Genomic DNA, 22,525 nt, shown 5'->3' with positions numbered 1-22,525 from the left:
TCTTCCTTTATGAATTCCGACTTTTATAAAGTAAATAAATAAAATAAGGTGCGCCAATTGCTGATGTAAATACCCCTGCTGGAATTTCAAGTGGGGTGAAAACTGTACGCCCAATTAAATCTGCAGCAAGTACTAAAATCGCACCGACAATAGCCGCAACCGGGAGTAATGCACCATATAAAGAACCAACTAGTCTTCGTGAAATATGAGGTGCCATTAAACCGACAAATCCAATTCCTCCAGCAAAGGCAACTGCTCCACCAATTAAAGCTGTACTCAGTAATAACATGAATATGCGTGACTTCGTTAAAGGAACACCAAGTCCTACCGCAATATCATCCCCTAGCTCTTGCGCATTTAAATGTCTAGCAGCTATAAATGATATTACCGTTAAAATGAGAACCCACGGCGCAAGTACCATGACGTTTTGCCATGAAGAACCGTAAACAGTACCCGTAATCCATACATTCGCTTGACTCGCTTGATAAATTGGCGCTAATAACATAAACAAAGTCGTTGCCGCTTTCGTTAATGCCCAAAACCCAACACCAATTAAAACAAGACTAATCGGCGATAACCCGTCATTTCTCCATGCAAATAAATATACAAAAAGCGCTACAATCGTTGCCCCAACAAAGGCTGCTAACGGCATATAATGAATGCTTACAGTTAGCGCATTATTTTTATCACTAAATATAGCTAAAAACAGTACAACTGCAACACTTGCACCACCTGTAATCCCGATGATATCAGGAGAAGCAAGTGGATTTCGGACGAGACCTTGTAAAATACATCCTGCTACCGCAAGTGCGATTCCTACAAGAATAGCAATTAAAATACGCGGCATACGAAATTTATTTACAACCATATTTGCCATCGCATCGCCATTTCCAGTGATCGCTTGCCATACATCATAAGGAGCAATTTTCATGTCTCCCATACCTGCACTCGCAAAAAATAATCCTATTAAAACAACTAGTAAACTGAATAAGACGAGACAAGCTCGTTTATACATTAAAAACGAGAGCTCGCCTTTTCCTATACGAAACGGAATATACTTCTTCATTTGCTAAGCCCTCTCTTACGTGCAATATAAATAAAGAACGGCGCACCAATAAATGCTGTCATAACTCCTACTGGTACTTCTTGTGGCATAATGACATATCTTGCTGCTATATCAGCTAAAATCAATAGTATTGCACCTAACAAGCCGCTATACGGTATTCTCCATCTGTGATCTACTCCAACAAGAAATCTAGAAAAATGCGGGGTAATAATTCCAATAAATCCAATTGGACCAGCAACAGCAACTGAACCACCAGATAACAGGACAATTATAAGTAACACGAATGATTTCATTAAAATTGTTCTTTGCCCAAGTCCTTTTGCAACGTCTTCCCCCATCATTAATGTATTTACTTTCCCTGCCATCATAATAGATGCAATCCAGCCTATTAATAAATACGGGAATACAGATTGTAAAATTTCTAACTTTCTTCCTTGCACAGATCCGGCAAGCCAAAATAATACTTCTTCAAGCGCCTTTTCATTTAAAACAAGTAATCCTTGTGTTAATGATGAAAATAACGCACTAATTGCGACCCCCGCTAATGTTAATTTAAGAGGCGTTGTCCCCTCTTTTCCTAAAGAACTAGAAGCAAATACAAGTACAGCTGCAACTGCTGCCCCCAAAAAGGCAATCCACGTGAAAGCTGATAGTGATGTTACGGAAAAAATAACAATTGCTACAACTATGAAGAAAGCAGCACCTGAATTTAATCCAATAAAATCTGGAGAAGCAAGTGGATTCTTCGTTAAAGTTTGCATAAGACAACCTGCAATGGCTAAACTAGCACCAACACTCGCTGCAATTAATGCTCTTGGTAGACGCACATTTTGAATAATAATATGTTCATTGGACCCATTAAAATAGAAAAAAGCATCTAACGCTAAATTCCAACTCGTATTTGTATATCCGAAAATAATACTTCCCCAAATACAAGTAATGACTGCAATGATTCCAACAAATAATCCAATCCATTTTGCTCGATTTGTTTTTAATAACATGCAGCGTTTCCCCTTCGGTGTATAATGATACGTTGTAAGTGTATTTCAACTTAATTCTCATTGTCAACGGAAATGAGAATTATTTTCACCATATGTATTGACAATCAAAAGATAAAGGCTTAATATCATGCTTGCTATTGAAAAAAATTCTCAATATGTAGGGGGTACATAATGAATTTCATGCGAAAGAAATCGTTTACATTATTTGTATTTTTATTAGCATTTTCTCTGCTTTTAAGCGCTTGTGGAAAATCAAATACGAAAGAAGATACAAAAGAAGATACAAAAAAAGAAATGGTTACTGTGGAACATGCAATGGGTAAAACAGAAGTTCCTGCTAATCCAAAACGTGTAGTTATTTTAACAAACGAAGGAACTGAAGCTTTACTTGAACTAGGTGTGAAACCAGTTGGAGCTGTAAAGTCTTGGACTGGTGATCCATGGTATCCACATATTAAAGATAAAATGAAAGATGTAAAAGTTGTTGGTGATGAAGGACAAGTGAACGTAGAAACTATCGCTTCTTTAAAACCAGACTTAATTATCGGTAACAAAATGCGTCACGAAAAAGTGTACGAGCAACTAAAAGCAATTGCACCTACTGTGTTCTCTGAAACATTACGCGGTGAATGGAAAGATAACTTCAAGTTTTATGCGAAAGCATTAAATAAAGAAAAAGAAGGCCAAAAGGTTTTAGCTGATTACGATAAACGTATGAAAGATTTAAAAGCCAAACTAGGTGATAAAGTAAATCAAGAAATCTCTATGGTTCGCTTCATGCCTGGTGATGTTCGTATTTATCATGGTGATACATTCTCTGGTGTTATTTTAAAAGAACTTGGATTTAAACGTCCTGGCGATCAAAATAAAGATGACTTCGCAGAGCGTAACGTATCCAAAGAACGTATTTCTGCAATGGATGGCGATGTATTGTTCTACTTCACATTCGATAAAGGAAACGAGAAAAAAGGCTCTGAATTAGAAAAAGAATATATCAATGATCCACTATTTAAAAACTTAAATGCAGTGAAAAATGGTAAAGCATACAAAGTTGATGATGTGATTTGGAATACAGCTGGTGGCGTAATGGCTGCTAACTTACTATTAGATGATATTGAAAAACGCTTTGTTAAATAGTATTTCCTTAACCAGCTCCCCTTCTGTGGAGCTGGTTATTTTTCAATTCACTTAAATGTCACATTATTTCGTTTTGTATTTTTATTCCCAATATGTTATATTATAAAAGTAAATAGAATATATTTTCTCTATATCAGAATAAATATTTTAATCTAATTTTTCTGATTAATCACTATTTTATTTTCTTTTAGAATTCAATTATTACATTTGAAAACGCTTATCATCTCGTTTTCAGGGCAAAATACAGTAACGGTCGAGGAACAATAGAAATTTTTTAGAAATTTTCTTTCTATTTCCATATAATTCTATTGACTTCTAAATATTTTGTAAATTAAAATGATTACATAAATATCCGTTATACAGGATTAGGGGGAAACAAAAATGGATGCAGCTTTAAAATTAGACAAAGCTGGAGAGCAACAATCACCAAAAAAACATCCACCAGGATTGTACTTGTTGTTCTTAACAGAAATGTGGGAAAGATTTAGTTATTATGGAATGCGTGGCCTTTTAGTTCTTTATTTAACGACTGCTGCGGTTAGTGGCGGGTTAGGATTTGATAAGGCGTTTGCAGTGCAATTATATGGTACTTTTACAGCGGCAGTATATTTCATGCCAATTATAGGTGGATGGCTAACGGATCATTATATTACAAGACGTCATGCCATTACTCTCGGCGGAATTATTATGGCAATTGGCAACTTTGTACTATTCTCAATGAATACAAAAACAGGACTATTTCTAGGATTAATACTATTAGTTATTGGTAATGGGTTCTTCAAACCAAATATTTCTACACTGTTAGGTGAATTGTATAGTGAAAATGATTCACGTCGTGACAGTGCATTTACTATCTTCTATATGGGTATTAACGTAGGTGCTTTCTTCGCTCCACTTATTTGTGGATTTTTAGCAGAAGATTTCTTTAAAACAAGCGTTGATGGCGTTATGGTTATGGGATATAAATACGGATTCTTAGCAGCTTGTATCGGTATGATTATTGGACAAATTGTTTTCAACTTATTAGCTCCTCGCTATCTTGGTACAGCAGGAACAACAGTTGTTGGTAAAAAAACAAAAAATCAACCTGCAGTCGAAAAGAAACCTTTAACAAAACAAGAAAAAAACCGCACTTGGGCAATTGTAATTTTAACTTGTTTCGTAGTATTCTTCTGGGCAGGCTTTGAACAAGCTGGTAGTTCTTTAACACTTTATACAGATAAATTTGTTGATCGTACAATTTTTGGATGGGAAATTCCAACATCTTGGTTCCAATCCGTTAATCCAGCGTTCATCGTACTACTTGCACCATTCGTATCTATGCTATGGTTAAAACTTTCTAAATCAAAGCGTGGCGATTTAAAAATACCAACAAAAATGGCATTTGGTATGATTTTACTAGGTATAGGTTACCTTGTTTTAACATTAGCGGTTCTAAAAACTGGAAGTAGTGAAGCTGATATAACTGTTAAAGCAAACTTATTATTCATCGTTATCACTTATATGTTCCATACAATTGGAGAACTATTCTTATCACCAATCGGTCTATCAATGGTAAGTGCAATTGCACCTGTTAAATTAGCATCATTACTAATGGGTGTATGGTTAGCTGGTTCAGGTATGGCTAACTGGTTAGCTGGTAAACTTGCTTCCTTTACACAATCATTAGGATACCTTGAAGTATTTGTAAGTATTGGCATTATCGTTATCGTCTTAGGACTTGTACTCCTTCTCTTCTCTAAAAAAGTTGCGAGTATGATGGAATAATACAAAAAAAGACGCTTCTAAAATCAGAAGCGTCTTTTCTATTACTTCTCCTCTAAAGCCGTCACGTTCACGTGAACGCTTTCTCCAGGATTAGATACATCATACACTTGAGCAACCCCGCTCTGCTCGTCACAGCTCTCAATCCATACTGGTACGCCCTCATATGTAACGTCAATCCTACTTGAAGAAGATAAAATTTGTTTCACACGTTTTACATCCATACTACCATTCCTCCTTTTACTTGCTACACTCCTTTCTATCTTTTCTTTTCCCTTTAGAATATATTCCATATAGCAGCATGTTAATTAATAGCCTTTTCTTCCTTACATTCCAACATTTTCTCTCATGTTACCTTTCTGACAAATAAAAAAAGACGTATATCCCATACGTCTTTTTCCATAATATTCAAATTTTAAGAAAATAATGTTTTTACTACTTCACTTACTTTATCATTATGAATTTGATAATACACTTCTAGTCCTCGTCGTTCAAAGCGTACTACTTTATTTTGTTTTAATTTCGTTAAATGTTGCGAAACTGTTGATTGCGGAATTTCTAACACTTCCTGTAATTGTGTTACATTACATGTTCCACGTTGCATTAGTTCCATTACTAGGCGTAGACGCAACGGATGCGCTAACGCTCTTAACATTTGTACATCTTCTTCTGAAATATGACATTCAAATTGATTTTGGCTCATAAAGTTCCCCTCATTTTCGTTTTTATTTTCTTTTTATTTATTTATATATCTGTTCTTATATTTCCTGTTACGACATAACTTTATCAACCTATAAAGCTGAAAATTTTTTCCACCTTAACCAGCAAAGAACTCAGGAAAAATTCCTTGCTGATTTTGAATATTATACTATATGATATAACGAAAAAGCAAAATAACGGACTGCAAATACTTTGCTTGCAAACGTTGTTTTATCAGGCTTTTTGTTATATTTTCACCTCATTGCAACGTGCAGTAATGATATTGTAAAATACCGTCTATACTTGATAACCTATCGTAACGTATTTGGGTTATATTTAACCTCTTTGTTACGCTAAAAGGAATTTTCAGTAAAAAGAGCTGCCGTAATATTAAATATTAACTTATTACTTTTTAATTAATATTCAATCGCTTGAACTATGATGGAACACTTCCTATTAAGTACATTTAATGTCCCACCCCTGACTTGATCAAATAGGACAAACGGTACATTCTGCAGCTCTATATTCGATACAAAGACGGTCTCTACTATAGAGCTGTAGTATCAATAATGTATAAACAACTACAAGAAAAGAATATGCAAATAATTTATCTCACCCACTCGAATAGATTTGAGTGGGCTTTTTGTCGACTTTATGAACAAAGCATTTCTTTTAACACTATTATGGAATAATTATACTTTTTTACGTTGACAATAGTGTTGAAGGAGAATATACTAAGCATGTAAGTTGATTGTGAATAGTTTCACAAATAATGTGAATTTCTTCACATATAATAGATAGGAGTTGTCATTATTATGAGTACTTGGACACAAATTTATGACCCATTAAACAATATTTGGTTATCTGCTCTAATCGCAGCACTTCCAATTTTTTGCTTCATCATTTGTTTAATGGGACTGAAAATGAAAAGTTATATCGCTGGTCTTTACAGTGTGATTGTCGCTATTATTCTTGCTATATTTGTTTATAAAATGCCAGCAACAGTAGCTGTAGCATCTGCCGGATTCGGTATTTTATCTGGATTTTATCCAATTTGTACTATTGTTATCGCAGCAATTTTCCTTTACAAATTAACTGTTAAAACAGAGCAATTCAACATCATTCGTGATAGTATTTCAAGCATTACAAATGATCAACGCTTACAAGTATTATTAATCGCTTATTCTTTCGGTGCTTTCTTAGAAGGCGCAGCTGGTCTAGGGGTTCCAGTTGCTATTACAGCTGCACTACTTGTAGGTATGGGCTTTAATCCATTAAAAGCAGCAGGTATTTGTTTAGTAGCAAACATCGCTGGTGGTGCTATGGGTGCTATGGGTATCCCAGTTACAGTACCAGCACAATTAACTGAGCTAGATGCATTAACTATCGGTCGTCAAACTGTTCTTATTTTACCATTCATCAGTATTGTATTACCTTTCTTACTTGTTTCAATGGTCGATGGAATGAAAGGTATTAAAGAAACTTGGCAAGGTATTCTTGTAAGTGGTGTTTCTTTCGCAATTACTCAGTTCGTTGTAACTTATTTCTTAGGTGCAGAACTTACTAATATTTTCGCAGCCGTTGTAAGTATGATCTCTCTTGCATTATTCTTACGTGTTTGGCAGCCAAAATCTTCTGCTAAAGAAGAAAAACAAGAAGAAAAAGTATCACATACATTCAATCAAATTTTATATGCTTGGTCTCCATTCGTATTCTTAACTGCATTCGTAACAATCTTTAATTTAAAACCAATTAAAGCCTTATTTGCTCCGGATGGCGCACTAGCAAACCTAGTATTTAACATTCAATTCCCTGGTCTTCATAACGCTGTTATGAAAACTACACCAATTACAAAAGCTGATACACCTTTCGCAGCTGTTTTCAAATTTGATGTATTCTCATCTACAACTACTGCAATCGTATTAGCGATTATCGTTTCACTTATCGTGTACCGCGTAAAAGGTAAAATGGTTAAACAATTAATGGTTGAAACAATAAAAGAACTAAAAGCTCCAGTGTATACAATCTGTAGTGTTATCGCTTTAGCTTACGTGGAAAACTACTCTGGTATGTCATCTACACTTGGACTTGCATTCTCTTCTACTGGTAATGCATTCCCAGTTCTTTCTCCAATCTTAGGATGGATTGGCGTATTCATTACAGGTTCAGTAGTATCAAGTGGTTCATTATTCGCACCGCTTCAAGCAGTAACTGCAGATCAATTAAACATCGTTCCTTCTACTCTTGTTGCATTAAACGTAGTAGGTGGTACAATGGCAAAAATGGTTTCACCACAATCTGTAGCAGTTGCTTGTGCAGCAGTTGGACTAGTTGGTAAAGAATCTGCCCTATTTAAAACAGCAATGAAATACAGTCTAATCTTCTTAGCTATCATTAGCTTACTTCAATTAAACGCTGTATTTAATATCTTTTAAAATAAAACACCGATCCAAATTGGATCGGTGTTTTTTACATTACATCTTCTTATTCTTTAGTAAAGAAGCTCCAGCAATTTCAGGATGCGTCATTTCGAATGGATCTAAAATAATATCCAATTCTTCTTCTGTCAGTACACCATGCTCTAAACATAGCTCCCTAACAGATTTTCCTGTTTCAATTGCTTCACGTGCAATGCGAGATGCTACTTCATAACCAATATGAGGGTTAACTGCTGTAATAATTCCAACACTTTTCTCAACATATTGTTTCAGCAGTTCTTCATTTGCTGTAATTCCTTTAATACAATATTCACGGAATACACGGAATCCGTTATTCATAATACTAATAGATTGAATTAAATTAAATACAAGCACAGGCTCCATTACGTTGAGCTCCAGTTGTCCTGCTTCTGACGCTAAGCAAATTGTATGATCATTACCAATTACTTGGAAAGCGACTTGATTAATTACTTCTGCCATAACAGGATTTACTTTACCTGGCATAATAGATGAACCTGGCTGACGAGCTGGTAATTGAATTTCCGCCAATCCAACACGTGGACCAGATGCCATAATACGAAGGTCGTTCGCAATTTTAGACATATTCATCATACATACTTTTAACGCTGCAGATACTTCTGTGTATGCATCTGTATTTTGCGTTGCATCAACTAAATGCTCTGCACCAACCAGTGGGAATCCGCTAAATGTTCGTAAGTGTTTAACCACTTGTTCAATGTAGGTAGGGTTTGCATTTAATCCCGTACCAACAGCTGTCGCCCCCATATTCACTTCATATAAATGTTGGCGGGATTGTTTAATTCTTTTTATATCACGCGCAAGCACTCTGCTATACGCTTCAAATTCTTGTCCAAGACGAATCGGAACAGCATCTTGTAAATGCGTACGTCCCATTTTAATGACGTGATCGAACTCGTTTGCTTTTGCACGGAAAGCAGCATGAAGTTCTTCCATTGTAATAAGAAGTTCTTCTAACATCATAAGAGTTGCAATATGAATTCCCGTTGGGAACGCATCATTCGTTGACTGAGCCATGTTTACATGCGTATTTGGGCTAATTTTTGCATACTCGCCTTTTTCATATCCCATACGTTCTAACGCTCGATTAGCAATTACTTCATTCGTATTCATATTAATAGAAGTTCCAGCACCGCCCTGAATTGGATCTACGATAAATTGATCATGAAATTTCCCATCAACAATTTCTTGCGCTGCCTCTGCAATTTCGTGCCCAATGTCTTTCGCTAAGTAACCAGTATCGATATTTGCAAGTGCCGCCGCTTTTTTCACAATTGCCATTGCCGTAATGAGTGACGGATGGATGCGATATCCTGTAATCGGGAAGTTTTCTACCGCACGTAATGTTTGTACACCATAATAAGCTCTACTTGGTACTTCCTTTTCACCTAAAAAATCTTTTTCTATACGTATATCCTTCGTTGCTATCATTTTCATCACCTATACTTTTCATTCTAAATCCCTATTTAAAAAATTCGCCCTCTAAAAATACGAGTATCATTCAGAAGAATTTTTCAGTGTCCACCTTCACTATATAGCACCTTTTTTGAAAGCGCAAACATTTAATTTTCTATATATACCTTTTATAGAAAATCATTCTTCTCCCTTCTTTATTTCCACTCGTTTAATTTGATGCATATCTTTTTCCAGAACTTTAAAAGAAAAGCCGTGTTTTTCAATAATATCTCCTTCAGCAACGATTTGCTTTTGTACCATAATCCATCCACCAATTGTATCTACATCATCAGCGATTAAGTGTATGCCAAATAAATCATTTACTTCACTAATAAGCACTTTCCCCTCTACGATTTTACACCCTTCACTTATATGCTCTATAGGCGGGTGTTCATCTTCATCATATTCATCTCGAATTTCCCCAACAATTTCTTCTAAAATATCTTCTAATGTAACAATCCCAGCTGTACCACCATATTCATCATACAACACAGCTAATGGAATGTGTTTTCTTTGCATTTGTAATAGTAAATCATGAATTGGAATATTTTCTAGTACTTCAATGACCGGCCTTGTATATGGCATAATCGAGCACTCCTCGTCCCGATTACCATCCATATAACGAATAAATAAATCCTTTACATTAACCATCCCAATGATTTCATCTTTATCTTCACCAAATACAGGATACCTCGTATATTTTTCTTGTGCGATTATTTTAATATGTGTTTCAAATGGTTCGTCCTCATATAAACCTACAACTTCCGTACGAGGTACCATAATTTCCTTTGCCACTCTATTATCAAATTCAAAAATATTATTTACATATTTAAATTCCCTTTGATTAATCTCTCCGCTCTCATAACTCTCAGATAAGATTAACCGTAATTCTTCTTCCGAATGAGCAACTTCATGTTCAGAAGCCGGATGTAATCCGAATAACCCTGTTACAAGCCTTGCTGAACCATTTAAAGCCCAAATAAACGGATACATTATTCGGTAAAAATAAATAAGTGGCTTCGATAATAATAAGCTAACTTGCTCTGCCCTTTGTATGGCGAACGTCTTAGGAGCAAGTTCACCAATGACAACATGTAAAAACGTAATCACTGCAAAGGCAATAATAAATGAAACTGTGCTGGAAATTGCAGGAGATAAATGCAGTTTTAAAAACAACGGCTCGAGTAAATGTTTTATGGTCGGCTCTCCTAACCACCCAAGCCCTAAAGCGGTAATTGTAATACCTAACTGACATGCTGATAAATATTCATCTAAATTTGAAGTTACTTTTTTTGCTGCCAATGCTCCTCGTCGTTTCTCACTAACGAGTTGGTCAATACGACTGCTACGCACCTTAATAATTGCAAACTCAACAGCTACAAAAAAACCTGTTAATGCAATAAGAATGACTACCATCAGTAATTTTAAAATATCCACATATATCCTTTAGCCTTCTTAGCTAAAGTGACACCTCCTTTAAAAAAGAAGTTTCACTTTAGTTTCTTCATTTACTCAAAAGCAACCCTATATAAAATTCACCAATTTCAAACCTCATACAATTCTAAAGGTAAACCATCAGGGTCTTGGAAAAAGACAAATTTCTTCTCCGTTATTTCATCAATACGGATTGATTCCGTCTTAACACCACATTGGCGTAAATGCTTCACAGCCTCTTCTATATTTGTAACAGCAAATGCTAAATGTCTAAGTCCAGCCGCTTCTGGGAAACTCGGGCGCTCAGGCGGACTTGGAAATGAAAATAATTCAATTTGATACTCTTCTCCTACACATAAATCTAACTTATAAGAATCTCGTTCCTTCCTATATACTTCATTTGTCGCTTTAAAACCTAATATTCGAGTATAAAAATCCTTTGACACTTCATAATTTGAACAAATAATTGCAACGTGGTGCACTCTACATATATTCATACTCTCTATTCCTTTCTTTACCAAAGATGCATATTCTCTCTTGAAATGAAAAACATATATAGCAGAATATCTCTTTTAGGGGGCTTACTATGAAATTTATTACTTTTTTCGTGGGACTTATCGTTGTTTTCTTGCTTGCTTATATTGCTAGTAACAATAAGAAACATATTAAATTTAAACCTATTTTCATCATGCTTATTATACAGTTAATTTTAACCTATTTGTTATTAAATACAGAAATCGGTCTCATACTTATTCGGATCATTTCCAGTCTGTTTACAAAGCTACTCGAGTATGCTGCTGATGGTATAAACTTCGTATTTGGCGGCCTTGCCAATAAAGGTGAAATGCCATTTTTCCTTACTGTCTTATTACCAATTGTCTTCATTTCCGTCTTAATTGGTATATTGCAACATTTCAAAATACTACCATTTTTCATTCGTTGGATCGGTTACTTCCTCAGCAAAATAAATGGTCTTGGGAAATTAGAGTCTTACAATGCTATCGCATCTGCCATTGTCGGCCAATCAGAAGTTTTTATTACGGTCAAAAAACAATTAGCTCAAATTCCAAAACACCGTCTTTATACACTTTGTGCATCTGCCATGTCAACTGTATCTATGTCTATCGTAGGTGCTTATATGACAATGATCGAACCTAAATATGTAGTAACCGCACTCGTTCTCAATTTATTTAGCGGTTTTATTATCGTACTGATTATTAACCCCTACGACGTGAAAGATGATGAAGATATTTTAGAAATAAAAGGCGAAAAGCAAAGCTTTTTTGAAATGCTTGGAGAATACATTCTAGATGGCTTTCGAGTAGCTATCGTTGTCGGTGCTATGCTTATCGGATTCGTCGCATTAATTAGCTGCATTAATGATCTATTCCTCATTATATTCGGCATTACTTTCCAGCAATTAATCGGATTCGTCTTTGCACCAATTGCGTTTCTTATCGGTGTACCAAGTTCTGAAATTGTCGCGGCTGGTAGCATTATGGCAACGAAGCTTGTAACGAATGAATTTGTAGCAATGATGGATCTTAGTAAAATTTCTAATAGCCTTTCTCCTCGTACAGTTGGTATTATTTCTGTCTTCCTCGTCTCTTTTGCTAACTTTTCTTCTATCGGCATTATTTCAGGTGCGGTAAAAGGATTAAACGAAGAACAAGGAAACGTCGTTGCTAGATTTGGCCTTAAATTACTATACGGAGCAACTCTCGTTAGCATTTTATCTGCAATTATCGTAAGCATTATGTTGTAATTAGGTAAAATTTTATCATTTTCTTCTCCTTATCTTTTGTATACAATAACGAATAGATGTCTTTATAAATAATCAAGACATCTATTTTTTATACATGTACAATCGCTTTTATTTAGCGTACAATATTTTTTATGTGTTTGAATGCGCTTCTAGATGTATATACTTTGATAGTTTTAAAGGAGAAAAAATGATGAAATCCGATATGCACAAAGATACTCGAGCCAAAAAGGGACGCTCAAAGAAAAAACGTCTACTTTGGTTCCTTCTTATTCCATTACTGGTTATAGCACTTGGAGCAGGAGGCTACTCCTTCCATATATACAGTAAAGCAAAATCAATTTTAAATAATGCCTATTCTGAACTTGGTCGCGGAGACAAATCCAGCAAACGTGAAAAAGCCGTTAAACCTATGACTGACAACATTTCCATACTTATTATGGGTGTTGATGAAAGTGATATTAGAGACAAGAATTATGGGAAAGCAACTCGTACAGATGCACTATTACTTGCAACCATTAATAAAAACGATAAATCTGTTAAGCTTGTCAGTATTCCACGTGATTCACGTGTCTATATTAAATCACGTGATAAATACGATAAAATTACACATGCGCACGTATTCGGTGGTGTAGATAGCACAATTGATACGGTAGAGAACTTTTTAGATGTTCCAGTTGATTACTATGTAAAATTCAACTTTAAATCCTTTATCAAAATTGTTGATTCCCTTGGTGGGATTACTGTAGATGTTCCAGTGGAGTTCACAGAACAAAATAGTAAAGATGAAGCAGATGCAATTCACCTTAAAAAGGGACGTCAACATTTAAATGGAGAAGAAGCACTGGCACTAGCGAGAACTCGTCATATCGATAGTGATTATATGCGCGGTCAACGACAACAGCTTGTTTTAGAAGCTATTGCTGAAAAGGCATTATCTCTGAATTCCATTAATAAAATCGGTGGTTTATTAGACGCTGTTGATAAAGACTTAAAAACAAATTTAACTTTTGATGATATGATGACAATTGCGAAAAATTCAATGGGTTCAAACTTAAAAATGGACAAATTGCAAGTAGAAGGTACTGATAAATATATAGGTGGTATTTATTATTACGTTCCAAACGAAAAAAGCGTCGATAATATTTCGACAACACTACAAGAACATCTCGGTGTTACGAATAAAAATGAACATAAAAAATTATAATAAAAAGGCTGCTAGAACTTTCTAGACAGCCTTTTTATTATAATTTTCAACATATTTCTCGTACATATTGTGACAAAAAGAGACAATCATTACAACAGTGTAACATATTTTATAAAAACATTACACACACAATGAAAATAATAGTATACTAGTACGTACATAATGTTATTTTCATCATTTTTATACAAAAAATGTAATACATATATTTATACAAAAATTTCTGGGGGGAAATAAATGAAGCTAAGTAAAATACTGATCGGTTCTGCAATTACTGGAGGCATATTACTTTGTGTAGGCGGTATTGGTGGATATCAATATGTATCCAAACTGAATAATCAATTAGATACTACTGCATTACCCAATACTACATTTGAAGGTATTTCTCTCGATGAAAAAAATAAAAAAGATATTCAAGCTATTATTAATCAAAAGATAACTGAGTTAGATCAAAAATCACTTACTTACATATTCCAAAATGATAAACAAACTTACACATGGAAAGATTTAGGGATAAATTATAAAGAAAAAGATGTTATCGACAAAATCTTTAAAGAACAAGAAGGAAATGCAATGAATCGTTACAAAATGCGGAAGCAGGCTGAAAACGGTGAATTAAAACGTGACTATAAATTAACACCTCAATTAAATACAACTGCTTATAAAAGCTTTATGAAGGATAAATATAATGAAACATTAAAAAATCCTGTTAATGCAGAATTAAGTATTGAAGGCACTACAGTAAATATTAGCCAAAGCCAAAATGGAGAAAAAATCGATAAAGAAAAGTTAACTGATTTAACGCGGCAAGCCATTACTTCTGGCACATCTGACGTTACATTACCCGTTACACTATTAAAGCCTGAACGTTCTACAGAAGATATACAGAAAATGGGGATTAAAGAAGTAATTGCTGAATATTCAACTCCAATGGCTGGCCGTAATGGGAATCAATCCTTTAACGTAAATAAGTCAGCTAATACTTTAAGTGGAGTGATTGTCGCACCTGATGAAACATTTAGTTTTAATGGCCGCGTTGGCGTAACGGATGCTGCTCATGGTTATAAATCCGCAGCTGTATATTCACAAGGGAAAGTTATACAAAGTGCAGGCGGAGGCGTTTGCCAAGTGAGTAGTACTTTATATAGCGCAGCTTTAAGAGCAGATTTAGGAATTGTTTCTCGAAGCAACCATTCTATGCCCGTAAATTATTTACCACTTGGGCAAGATGCAGCAGTAGCAGATTATGGTCCAGATTTAAAATTTAAAAACAATACAGGCAATCATATTTATATTCAAGCATTTTCAAATGGAGGTAGTATTACTACACGTATTTTCGGCACAAATACTGGTAAAAATGTTGAAGTTTCTTCTCAAGTAATTAGTAGAACTAATGATAAAATAACAGCAGTTACATATAAAAAAGTTACACAAAACGGTGAAGTAATATCTAATGGGCAAATTTCAAAAAGCGTATATAAAAGCGCTCCAAAACAATAAGACACTATCAAACAAAAAAGGCGTGATCTACTCACGCCTTTTTCTTTTGCAATAATAATAAAAAGGTTGCAAGATGGTCTTTCGTTTCTTCTAACGACCACATACGATTTCCTTGCTTCGCAGCTAATACGCACGCCTCTTCCCAAGCATCCTTTTTCTTCATATATAATAATTCATCGCGTAATTTCAAAACAATTTCTTCGTCTTCTTGCTCTATAAACTCTTCCATCACGCCTACTATTTCATCTTCATGGATACTTAACGTACAATACGATTTGAAAAAATATTGTAATGTCGTATACATATTTACTCCCCCTTCTTATTTATCAGATGGATAAGAAGTAATGATCTTATATCCTAAATCCCCTGACTTATCTCTCGCTAAAACAGTAACAGTTTTTACTAACTTGTCTTTTACATTCATATTTTTCTTTATTACCGTTTTTCCAACCGGGAATGAATGTGTTGTATTTAATACGAGACGAGCCTCTTTAGAATTTTTTAACCAATCTTGAATTTCCTTATCATGCTGCTTCAAACTATCTTTTACAGCTTTCGTCGCTGTTTCCTTGTCATAGTATGTACTTGCTGCGGATACTTTATCTGTCTTCAAGCGATTCTTCAAATCTTCTTCTGATTTGCCTACATGTCTTTCAATCGTATGACCATTTTTAGGTGGCCCTTCCATTTCATCTAAAATATTATCACTAATTTTTTCTACTGATGCCGATTGATTCCCTGTTTGTTTCTCTGTTTTTTGTTCTTTTCCTGCACATCCACTTAAGATCAGCATGAGTGCCAATAAACTACTCACGAAAAGACTACTTATTCGTTTCATCATATCACCTCTTTCATGATTATTATCGTAACTTCACTAAAAGTCAATTTCACATCGAAAAAACATACACATTTTTCAAATTCCTCATCTATTTTTCATAAAACCGCTATTTTTGACTTTTTATAAATATACCCCTATGTTTTCACAATTATTTCCCAAGTTTAAACACCTATAAAAACACCAAATAAAGCCTTTAAATAAAGGGTTTATTTGGTGTTTTTTAAGTCATTTAAATATACCCCTCATCATATATACCCAATACCTATATAAGGTATATTAATGGTGTTTTATCAACGTTTTTCTACATTATGTAAATTTGTACTTGCCTACACAATGGAAATATGGTGTAATGCAAAAAAAGATAAAGGATTTTAAACAATGGCTGAAACAATTCAAAACTTCTTAACAGACTATTATTCAATCGCAATTCCACTTAGTATCTTAATCAACATAGTCATTAGTCTTTTAGGTGTTATCCCTAGTATTTTTTTGACCGCTATTAACATACAGCTCTTTGGTGTAGCAAATGGAACTATTATTTCGATCGCTGGTGAGGCGTTAGGGGCTATTATCTCGTTTTATATTTATCGTATAGGTCTTCAGAAATTCACTCACAGCAAAGTAAATAAGTATCCAAAGGTAGAACGCCTACTTTATGTAGAGGGTAGAGAGGCCTTTCTACTCGTCCTATCGTTCCGCCTCATTCCTTTCATTCCGTCTAGTATCGTGACTTTATTTGCAGCTCTAGGTAAAATGTCATTACTATCCTTCAGTATTGCCAGTACAATAGGTAAAATACCGGCATTATTAATCGAGGTATATTCTGCTTATCATGTCATGAACGGAACAAATGAAGCGAAGTGGATTGTAACAATCGTGGGCGCTATTGGATTGTTTTATTTGTGGAAAAAATGGAGAAAAAAATAAAGAAGGAGCATAGGCTCCTTCTTTATTTTTGAGGTATTTTATTAATAGCTATCCTTTAGATCGTTAGTTAATACCAACAGCACTAAATGATTGCTTAACTGCATTTACTTCAGCAGAGTTCGCACCATATAAATCAGCTGCAGCTTGTACTGCACCAGCACGCGCTTGACTAAATGTAGTAGATTGCGTGAAATATTGTGTGTTTGCACGGTAATAAATTGCACCTAGCTTATCTTTACCAATACCAGTTACAGTTACACCGTAATGCGTACCGCCATTTGCTAATAAATAAGCTTGTTTGTTAATAATACCACTGTTCGTATGAACCCCACCGTTATCACTAGTACCAGTGTAACGCTTAGAATAATGATCTGGATCACCATATTTCGTTGGATCACTCATAGAGCGAAGCGCATCTCCTGCTTTACCAGGCGTATAAATATCTTCACCAATTTCCCAATCTGGGTTACGGTTATCATAGAATTCTACTAAAGTACCAAAAACATCTGAAATAGCTTCATTTAATGCTCCTGATTCATTTTGATAGATTAAATCTGAGCTATACTCTGTAACAGCATGCGTTAATTCATGGCCAATTACATCAATTCCACCAGACAATGAAGTGAATGTTACACCATCACCATCTCCGTATACCATTTGAGAGCCATTCCAGAACGCATTGTTATACTTACTTCCGTAATGAACTGTTGATTTTAATGGTGCTCCTGCATCATTAATAGAATTTCTATTAAAAGTAGCTTTATAATAATCATATGTTTTACCTGCATAGTAATGAGCATCTACCGCTACTGCATCATACGCTGCATTGAAAACATTATCTGCATCTACCCATAATGTTCCTGGCAATGTAGTACGATTTTTCGCATCATATGTGAAAATCGTTGCTCCGCGCGTATTATCTTGTAAGTAGTAAGATGAGCCAGATAACGTTGTATTAAGCGACTTCGTATCTCCTAATACACCTTTACCAGTACCCACTGCATTTGTTCCTGTTACAGGCTTTACAGCTGGTTTCGCTTCCTGTTTAGGTGCCTCTTGCTTAACTGGTGATTTATCTTCATTTGCTACATGATCCAATTTATTATATTTATTTAATACTTTACCGCTGTCTGCTTCAATGAAATAGTAGTAGTTTCCTGGGCTTGGCTCTAAGAAGTTTAAATTTACAACGTATGCATATGTTGTTTCTTCACCGTTTTGATATACATATAAGTCCGCTTTTGGTTCTACCTCATATTTAGGTGTTACCCCTAAATCTTTTTGTGCAATTTCAATTGCTTTTGCGCCTTCGATCTTATTTTTATTTTTCAACTTTTCTTTTTTGTCTAAATCAGGTGCAACTGTTCCAGACAATACTTTTAAAGAACCATCTTTACTTACGTGAGCTACTTGCGTAGAACCCCATACAGGTACTCCTTCATATACTTGTTGCAAACGTAATACTGTTGAATCAGTTACAGCATCTTTCTTCACTTGTTTCACTTTGAAAGAATCTTGCGCACTCTTTTCCCCTAACTTGTAATCACCTTTTGCTGCGTTTAAGTAATCAAACACAACAGATTCTGCTTTCTTACCAGTTGCCCCAGTTAGATCCCCAGAAACAAACTCCGGTGACTGTACTGTCTCATTGTACTTCTTCGTAGAGAGCACATTTTTAGAATCTGCAAATGCAGAGCCTGTCCCTCCGAACGTTGTAACTGCCATTCCTGTCGCTAACACTAATGCTAAACTTTTCTTTTTCATGAACCTTCCCCCTAATAAATTATTTTTTGAAAAAGAGTAGTTTCATATTAGCATTATGTTTCCACTATTAATATACTAAAAATTCAATTAATTTTTTTCTCAAGTTTTGTAGAATTTTGAGGAACAAATATTGAAAAACCCCTTTCCGGTTGGAAAGGGGCTTTTTATTAAGAATTTACCAATTCAACTACTTTTTCTCCTTGACCATAGATATCCGATGTCCAAGCATATTGCGGTTCCAATACCACCAGTACAGCTACCAAAGCTAAAGCACCAATAATTATTTTCTTTTTCATACTATTTTCCTCCCTTTTCTTCTAATAAATTAATTGCTAATTTATAATAATTATTACTTTCTCTAAACTCTAATAATTCTTCGTGGTATCCTGCTAGTTCTAAATAAACCAGTTTTAATTCTTTTTTATTTTCTTCGCCTCTAAAAAATGGGATTGCCTCAACTTCTAAAAACTTTTTATAAACATCTTTAGTTTCAAAGTATTTATGCTTAAGCATTAAAAGTATATATAGCATACTTTTATACTTTTCATCCCTCTTCGCGATATCTATCCCTTTATCAATCCAATCTTTCGCTTCTTCAAATTCTTTTAATTCAATACACTGTAAAGCGATTTCATACACTGCATCAATATAATTTAAATCCTCTTCCTTCTTGTACTTTAAGCATTGCAAATAATAATCTTTAGCTTTTGCATAATCTTTTAAGTTGTAGTACAGGAAGCCTAAATTATTTAAAGCAATGGCTGTTATATTTTCTTTATCGGCAAAAGAATTTGCTTCCCTCAAAATATTATTATAAATAGATAGTGCTTCATTATATTGTTTTTTTTGTATATAACTCAATGCAATAAGTAACTGGCAATTTATCACATAACGAAACTTATATTCATTCTTGAATCCTTCCATTGCTACATTAGCAAAATGTAAAGTCATATGTTCAACTTCCAATTCATTATAAACAAGAGCTAAATTAAAATATATTCCATTTTCGTGATAACCTTGTTCCTTTGCCATTACTTCTGTTCGAGTCAAGTATTCCAATGCCCTCTTATATTTATGTTGTAAAAAATAATATAGACCTTTACTATACGTATATAATAATTTCTGAAATGGCGAATACTTTTTGTACATCTTTTTTAATCTCTCTAATTCTTCTTCAACAGCAGGAAAATCTCGTTTCATAATTAAATAACGCGTATAAAGCAGTTTATAATAATTTATAATTTCAAAATCCAAAACATGCTTCATTTCACCTTGCAATTCTTCATATATGCGTTCTACTTGTGGCTTGTCCAAATGAACTAATGCATTCAACCATTCATCCAACTTCACCTTCACATCTTCTTCTACATCTCTCAAATCCGTCACGGCAATTTCTAATCTTGTGCAGAGCAATTGTAGAATCTCTTCTGATGCTTCGATCTTTCCATTTTCGATTTTACTTAAGTATGAGACAGAACAAATGCCCTGACATAATTCTTCTTGTGTCATTTTTTGCTGTAGCCGTTTGTAAAAGACTTGTTTGCCTATTTTTTCTAATGTTTGTTGCATTGTCCTCCTCCATTCTCATTTACCCCCATTACTCTAATAATACATAAAATCTTGAGAAATATAAATTGATAAATGTTAATTTTCTAAAAAATATGCATTATTTCATTTTTTTCCCTCTTGACTACACCTTCATATCCATTCTTTGCTACAAGCGGTGAAAAATTGGTATACTATAACCAAATTATGGAGGTGTTTTCGCGATGACTTATTATAAAGACGATAGCTATGCCTTACATACAGATTTATATCAAATTAATATGGCTTATACATATTGGAAAGATGGTATTCACAATCGCCGCTCGGTGTTTGATTTATACTTTCGAAAGCTTCCATTCGAGAACGGTTATGCTGTTTTTGCCGGTCTTGAAAAAATTGTAGAGTACATAGAAAACTTCAGCTTTACCGAAAGCGATATCGCTTATTTAGCAGAATTGCAATTTGAAGAAGAATTCCTTCATTATTTACAAAACATGAAATTCACTGGTACGGTTCGTAGTATGCGAGAAGGTGAAGTTGTCTTTAATAACGAGCCTTTATTACGTGTTGATGCACCGCTTGGCGAAGCACAAATTATTGAAACTGCCCTGTTAAACATTGTGAATTACCAAACATTAATTGCAACAAAAGCAGCTCGTATGAAGCACGCTGCAAATAACGATGAACTTTTAGAGTTCGGCACAAGACGTGCCCACGAGTTCGATGCAGCCCTTTGGGGTACACGTGCTGCCTTTATCGGTGGTTTCTCATCTACGAGTAACGTACGGGCTGGGAAACGCTTCGGAATACCTGTAGCCGGCACACATGCGCACTCTTTTGTTCAAGCTTATCGTGATGAATATGTTGCTTTTAAGAAATACGCTGAAACTCATAAAAAGTGTGTCTTTCTCGTTGATACATATGACACATTAAAATCTGGTGTTCCAAATGCAATTCGCGTGGCAAAAGAGTTCGGGGATCGCATCGATTTTTATGGCATTCGCCTCGATAGTGGTGATATGGCTTATTTATCTAAAAAGGCAAGAAAACTACTAGATGAAGCCGGGTTTACAAATACAAAAATTATTGCTTCTAGCGATTTAGATGAATACACCATTATGCATTTAAAATCTCAAGGAGCAAAAATTGATGTATGGGGCGTTGGAACAAAATTGATTACGTCCTTTGAGCAACCAGCATTAGGGGCTGTTTATAAACTCGTTGCGATTGAAGATACTGATGGAAAGTTAAATGATACAATTAAAATTTCATCTAACCCGGAAAAAATCACTACTCCAGGACTAAAACGAATTTATCGCATTATCAACCGAGTTAATGATCATGCAGAAGGCGATTATATTGCATTAGATTGTGAAGAACCAGGAAAAGAAGAACGCTTAAAAATGTTTCACCCTGTTCACACGTATATAAGTAAATTTGTAACAAACTTTGAAGCGCGCGAACTGCATAAAGACATTTTCGTTAACGGTGAAAGAACATATGAACTACCTGACATATTGGATATTCAAAAATACAATGAACAGAGTCTCGCGTTATTTTGGGAAGAGTATATGCGAACTTTAAATCCTGAAGAGTACCCTGTCGATTTAAGTCAAGAATGCTGGGATCATAAAATGAATTACATTCAAACTGTTCGAGAACAAGTCGAAAAAAATATACAAAAATAAAACAGAGAAGCTTCTCCTTCTCTGTTTTTTCAATACTATATGTATCTTTGTGGAAAATATATTAAAATAATAAGACAAATATTTTTTATTTGTAAATTTAAATATTAAGTTATTTATTTATAAAATAATATTTGTTATTATTTTATTGAGTCAATTTCAACAGAATAACCTAAAAAAGAGGACGCAGGTTAAAATGTACCCTATAGAATAGACACTTAAAAAAAAGTCTATTCTATAGGGTCTTTCTTGTATAATGAGAGAAAA

At 34.6% G+C, this 22,525-nt stretch carries 20 protein-coding genes; 8 read left to right on the top strand and 12 right to left on the bottom strand.

What is annotated here, in order from left to right:
* Positions 1-7 precede the first annotated feature (7 nt).
* Positions 8-1,066 (bottom strand): FecCD family ABC transporter permease, encoded by a 1,059-nt coding sequence (locus PDQ33_RS14570; RefSeq protein WP_076872621.1) that lies wholly within the window; start codon positions 1,064-1,066, stop codon positions 8-10.
* The gene (locus tag PDQ33_RS14565; protein WP_270755995.1) at positions 1,063-2,067 is read right to left on the bottom strand and encodes a FecCD family ABC transporter permease; all 1,005 of its coding nucleotides are present in this window, start codon (positions 2,065-2,067) and stop codon (positions 1,063-1,065) included. Before PDQ33_RS14565 ends, PDQ33_RS14570 begins: the two co-directional genes overlap by 4 nt.
* Positions 2,068-2,238: 171 nt before the next feature.
* On the opposite strand from PDQ33_RS14565, the gene PDQ33_RS14560 reads away from it, so the two are divergent.
* Positions 2,239-3,204 carry an ABC transporter substrate-binding protein gene (locus tag PDQ33_RS14560; protein WP_001010248.1) on the top strand — a complete coding sequence of 322 codons (966 nt, stop codon included), beginning with the start codon at positions 2,239-2,241 and terminating at the stop codon, positions 3,202-3,204.
* Positions 3,205-3,585: 381 nt separating this feature from the next.
* The gene (locus PDQ33_RS14555; RefSeq protein WP_270755992.1) at positions 3,586-4,971 is read left to right on the top strand and encodes a peptide MFS transporter; all 1,386 of its coding nucleotides are present in this window, start codon (positions 3,586-3,588) and stop codon (positions 4,969-4,971) included.
* 41 nt (positions 4,972-5,012) lie between these two features.
* Here the strand turns inward: PDQ33_RS14555 and PDQ33_RS14550 are convergent, their stop codons facing one another.
* Positions 5,013-5,192 (bottom strand): acid-soluble spore protein H, encoded by a 180-nt coding sequence (locus tag PDQ33_RS14550; RefSeq protein WP_000382683.1) that lies wholly within the window; start codon positions 5,190-5,192, stop codon positions 5,013-5,015.
* A 191-nt stretch (positions 5,193-5,383) separates the two neighbouring features.
* Positions 5,384-5,671, bottom strand: coding sequence for an ArsR/SmtB family transcription factor (locus PDQ33_RS14545; protein ID WP_000081427.1), 288 nt, complete (start codon positions 5,669-5,671; stop codon positions 5,384-5,386).
* Positions 5,672-6,482: 811 nt separating this feature from the next.
* Between PDQ33_RS14545 and PDQ33_RS14540 the strand changes: the two genes are divergently transcribed.
* On the top strand, positions 6,483-8,102 hold the full coding sequence (locus tag PDQ33_RS14540) for an L-lactate permease (RefSeq protein ID WP_270755989.1): 1,620 nt from the start codon (positions 6,483-6,485) through the stop codon (positions 8,100-8,102).
* 39 nt (positions 8,103-8,141) lie between these two features.
* On the opposite strand, the gene aspA is transcribed toward PDQ33_RS14540, so the two are convergent.
* The 3 genes from aspA to gloA2 all read right to left on the bottom strand — a co-directional run bounded on the left by aspA (position 8,142) and on the right by gloA2 (position 11,530).
* Positions 8,142-9,575: an aspartate ammonia-lyase gene (gene aspA / locus PDQ33_RS14535; protein WP_000562152.1), complete on the bottom strand. Its 1,434-nt coding sequence runs from the start codon at positions 9,573-9,575 to the stop codon at positions 8,142-8,144.
* Positions 9,576-9,737: 162 nt separating this feature from the next.
* A complete protein-coding gene (locus tag PDQ33_RS14530) occupies positions 9,738-11,036 on the bottom strand; it encodes a hemolysin family protein (RefSeq protein ID WP_000353303.1) in 1,299 nt (432 codons plus the stop codon).
* A 107-nt stretch (positions 11,037-11,143) separates the two neighbouring features.
* Positions 11,144-11,530, bottom strand: coding sequence for an SMU1112c/YaeR family gloxylase I-like metalloprotein (gene gloA2, locus PDQ33_RS14525; RefSeq protein ID WP_002092770.1), 387 nt, complete (start codon positions 11,528-11,530; stop codon positions 11,144-11,146).
* 89 nt (positions 11,531-11,619) lie between these two features.
* On the opposite strand from gloA2, the gene PDQ33_RS14520 reads away from it, so the two are divergent.
* From PDQ33_RS14520 to PDQ33_RS14510, 3 genes are all read left to right on the top strand, one after another.
* Positions 11,620-12,798: a NupC/NupG family nucleoside CNT transporter gene (locus PDQ33_RS14520; protein ID WP_000668867.1), complete on the top strand. Its 1,179-nt coding sequence runs from the start codon at positions 11,620-11,622 to the stop codon at positions 12,796-12,798.
* 190 nt (positions 12,799-12,988) lie between these two features.
* Positions 12,989-14,002, top strand: a complete 1,014-nt coding sequence (locus PDQ33_RS14515; protein ID WP_000834035.1) for an LCP family protein — start codon at positions 12,989-12,991, stop codon at positions 14,000-14,002.
* Positions 14,003-14,236: 234 nt separating this feature from the next.
* The gene (locus PDQ33_RS14510) at positions 14,237-15,499 is read left to right on the top strand and encodes a VanW family protein (protein WP_076872415.1); all 1,263 of its coding nucleotides are present in this window, start codon (positions 14,237-14,239) and stop codon (positions 15,497-15,499) included.
* A gap of 31 nt (positions 15,500-15,530) precedes the next feature.
* Here the strand turns inward: PDQ33_RS14510 and PDQ33_RS14505 are convergent, their stop codons facing one another.
* Positions 15,531-15,803, bottom strand: coding sequence for a hypothetical protein (locus tag PDQ33_RS14505; RefSeq protein ID WP_000288788.1), 273 nt, complete (start codon positions 15,801-15,803; stop codon positions 15,531-15,533).
* 15 nt (positions 15,804-15,818) lie between these two features.
* The gene (locus tag PDQ33_RS14500) at positions 15,819-16,337 is read right to left on the bottom strand and encodes an RNase A-like domain-containing lipoprotein (protein WP_000822717.1); all 519 of its coding nucleotides are present in this window, start codon (positions 16,335-16,337) and stop codon (positions 15,819-15,821) included.
* A 378-nt stretch (positions 16,338-16,715) separates the two neighbouring features.
* Between PDQ33_RS14500 and PDQ33_RS14495 the strand changes: the two genes are divergently transcribed.
* The gene (locus PDQ33_RS14495) at positions 16,716-17,264 is read left to right on the top strand and encodes a TVP38/TMEM64 family protein (RefSeq protein ID WP_000852207.1); all 549 of its coding nucleotides are present in this window, start codon (positions 16,716-16,718) and stop codon (positions 17,262-17,264) included.
* A 63-nt stretch (positions 17,265-17,327) separates the two neighbouring features.
* Here PDQ33_RS14495 and PDQ33_RS14490 read toward each other — a convergent pair whose 3' ends face one another.
* From PDQ33_RS14490 to PDQ33_RS14480, 3 genes are all read right to left on the bottom strand, one after another.
* Positions 17,328-19,028, bottom strand: a complete 1,701-nt coding sequence (locus PDQ33_RS14490; protein WP_076872413.1) for a M4 family metallopeptidase — start codon at positions 19,026-19,028, stop codon at positions 17,328-17,330.
* Between the two features lie 167 nt (positions 19,029-19,195).
* Entirely contained in the window at positions 19,196-19,324 is a 129-nt protein-coding gene (locus PDQ33_RS14485; RefSeq protein WP_000726843.1) for an NprX family peptide pheromone, read from the bottom strand.
* Position 19,325: 1 nt separating this feature from the next.
* The gene (locus PDQ33_RS14480; RefSeq protein WP_163073021.1) at positions 19,326-20,597 is read right to left on the bottom strand and encodes a tetratricopeptide repeat protein; all 1,272 of its coding nucleotides are present in this window, start codon (positions 20,595-20,597) and stop codon (positions 19,326-19,328) included.
* 200 nt (positions 20,598-20,797) lie between these two features.
* Here PDQ33_RS14480 and PDQ33_RS14475 point away from each other — a divergent pair, with 200 nt between their 5' ends.
* Positions 20,798-22,261, top strand: coding sequence for a nicotinate phosphoribosyltransferase (locus tag PDQ33_RS14475; protein WP_076872108.1), 1,464 nt, complete (start codon positions 20,798-20,800; stop codon positions 22,259-22,261).
* The last annotated feature ends 264 nt before the right edge of the window (positions 22,262-22,525 follow it).

It is taken from the genome of Bacillus cereus group sp. Bc031, assembly GCF_027716265.1.
In the GTDB taxonomy this organism is placed as follows: Bacteria; Bacillota; Bacilli; order Bacillales; family Bacillaceae_G; genus Bacillus_A; species Bacillus_A paranthracis.
The sequence above is the reverse complement of the archived record's forward strand: the minus strand, read 5'-3'. Positions and strand labels throughout refer to the sequence as shown.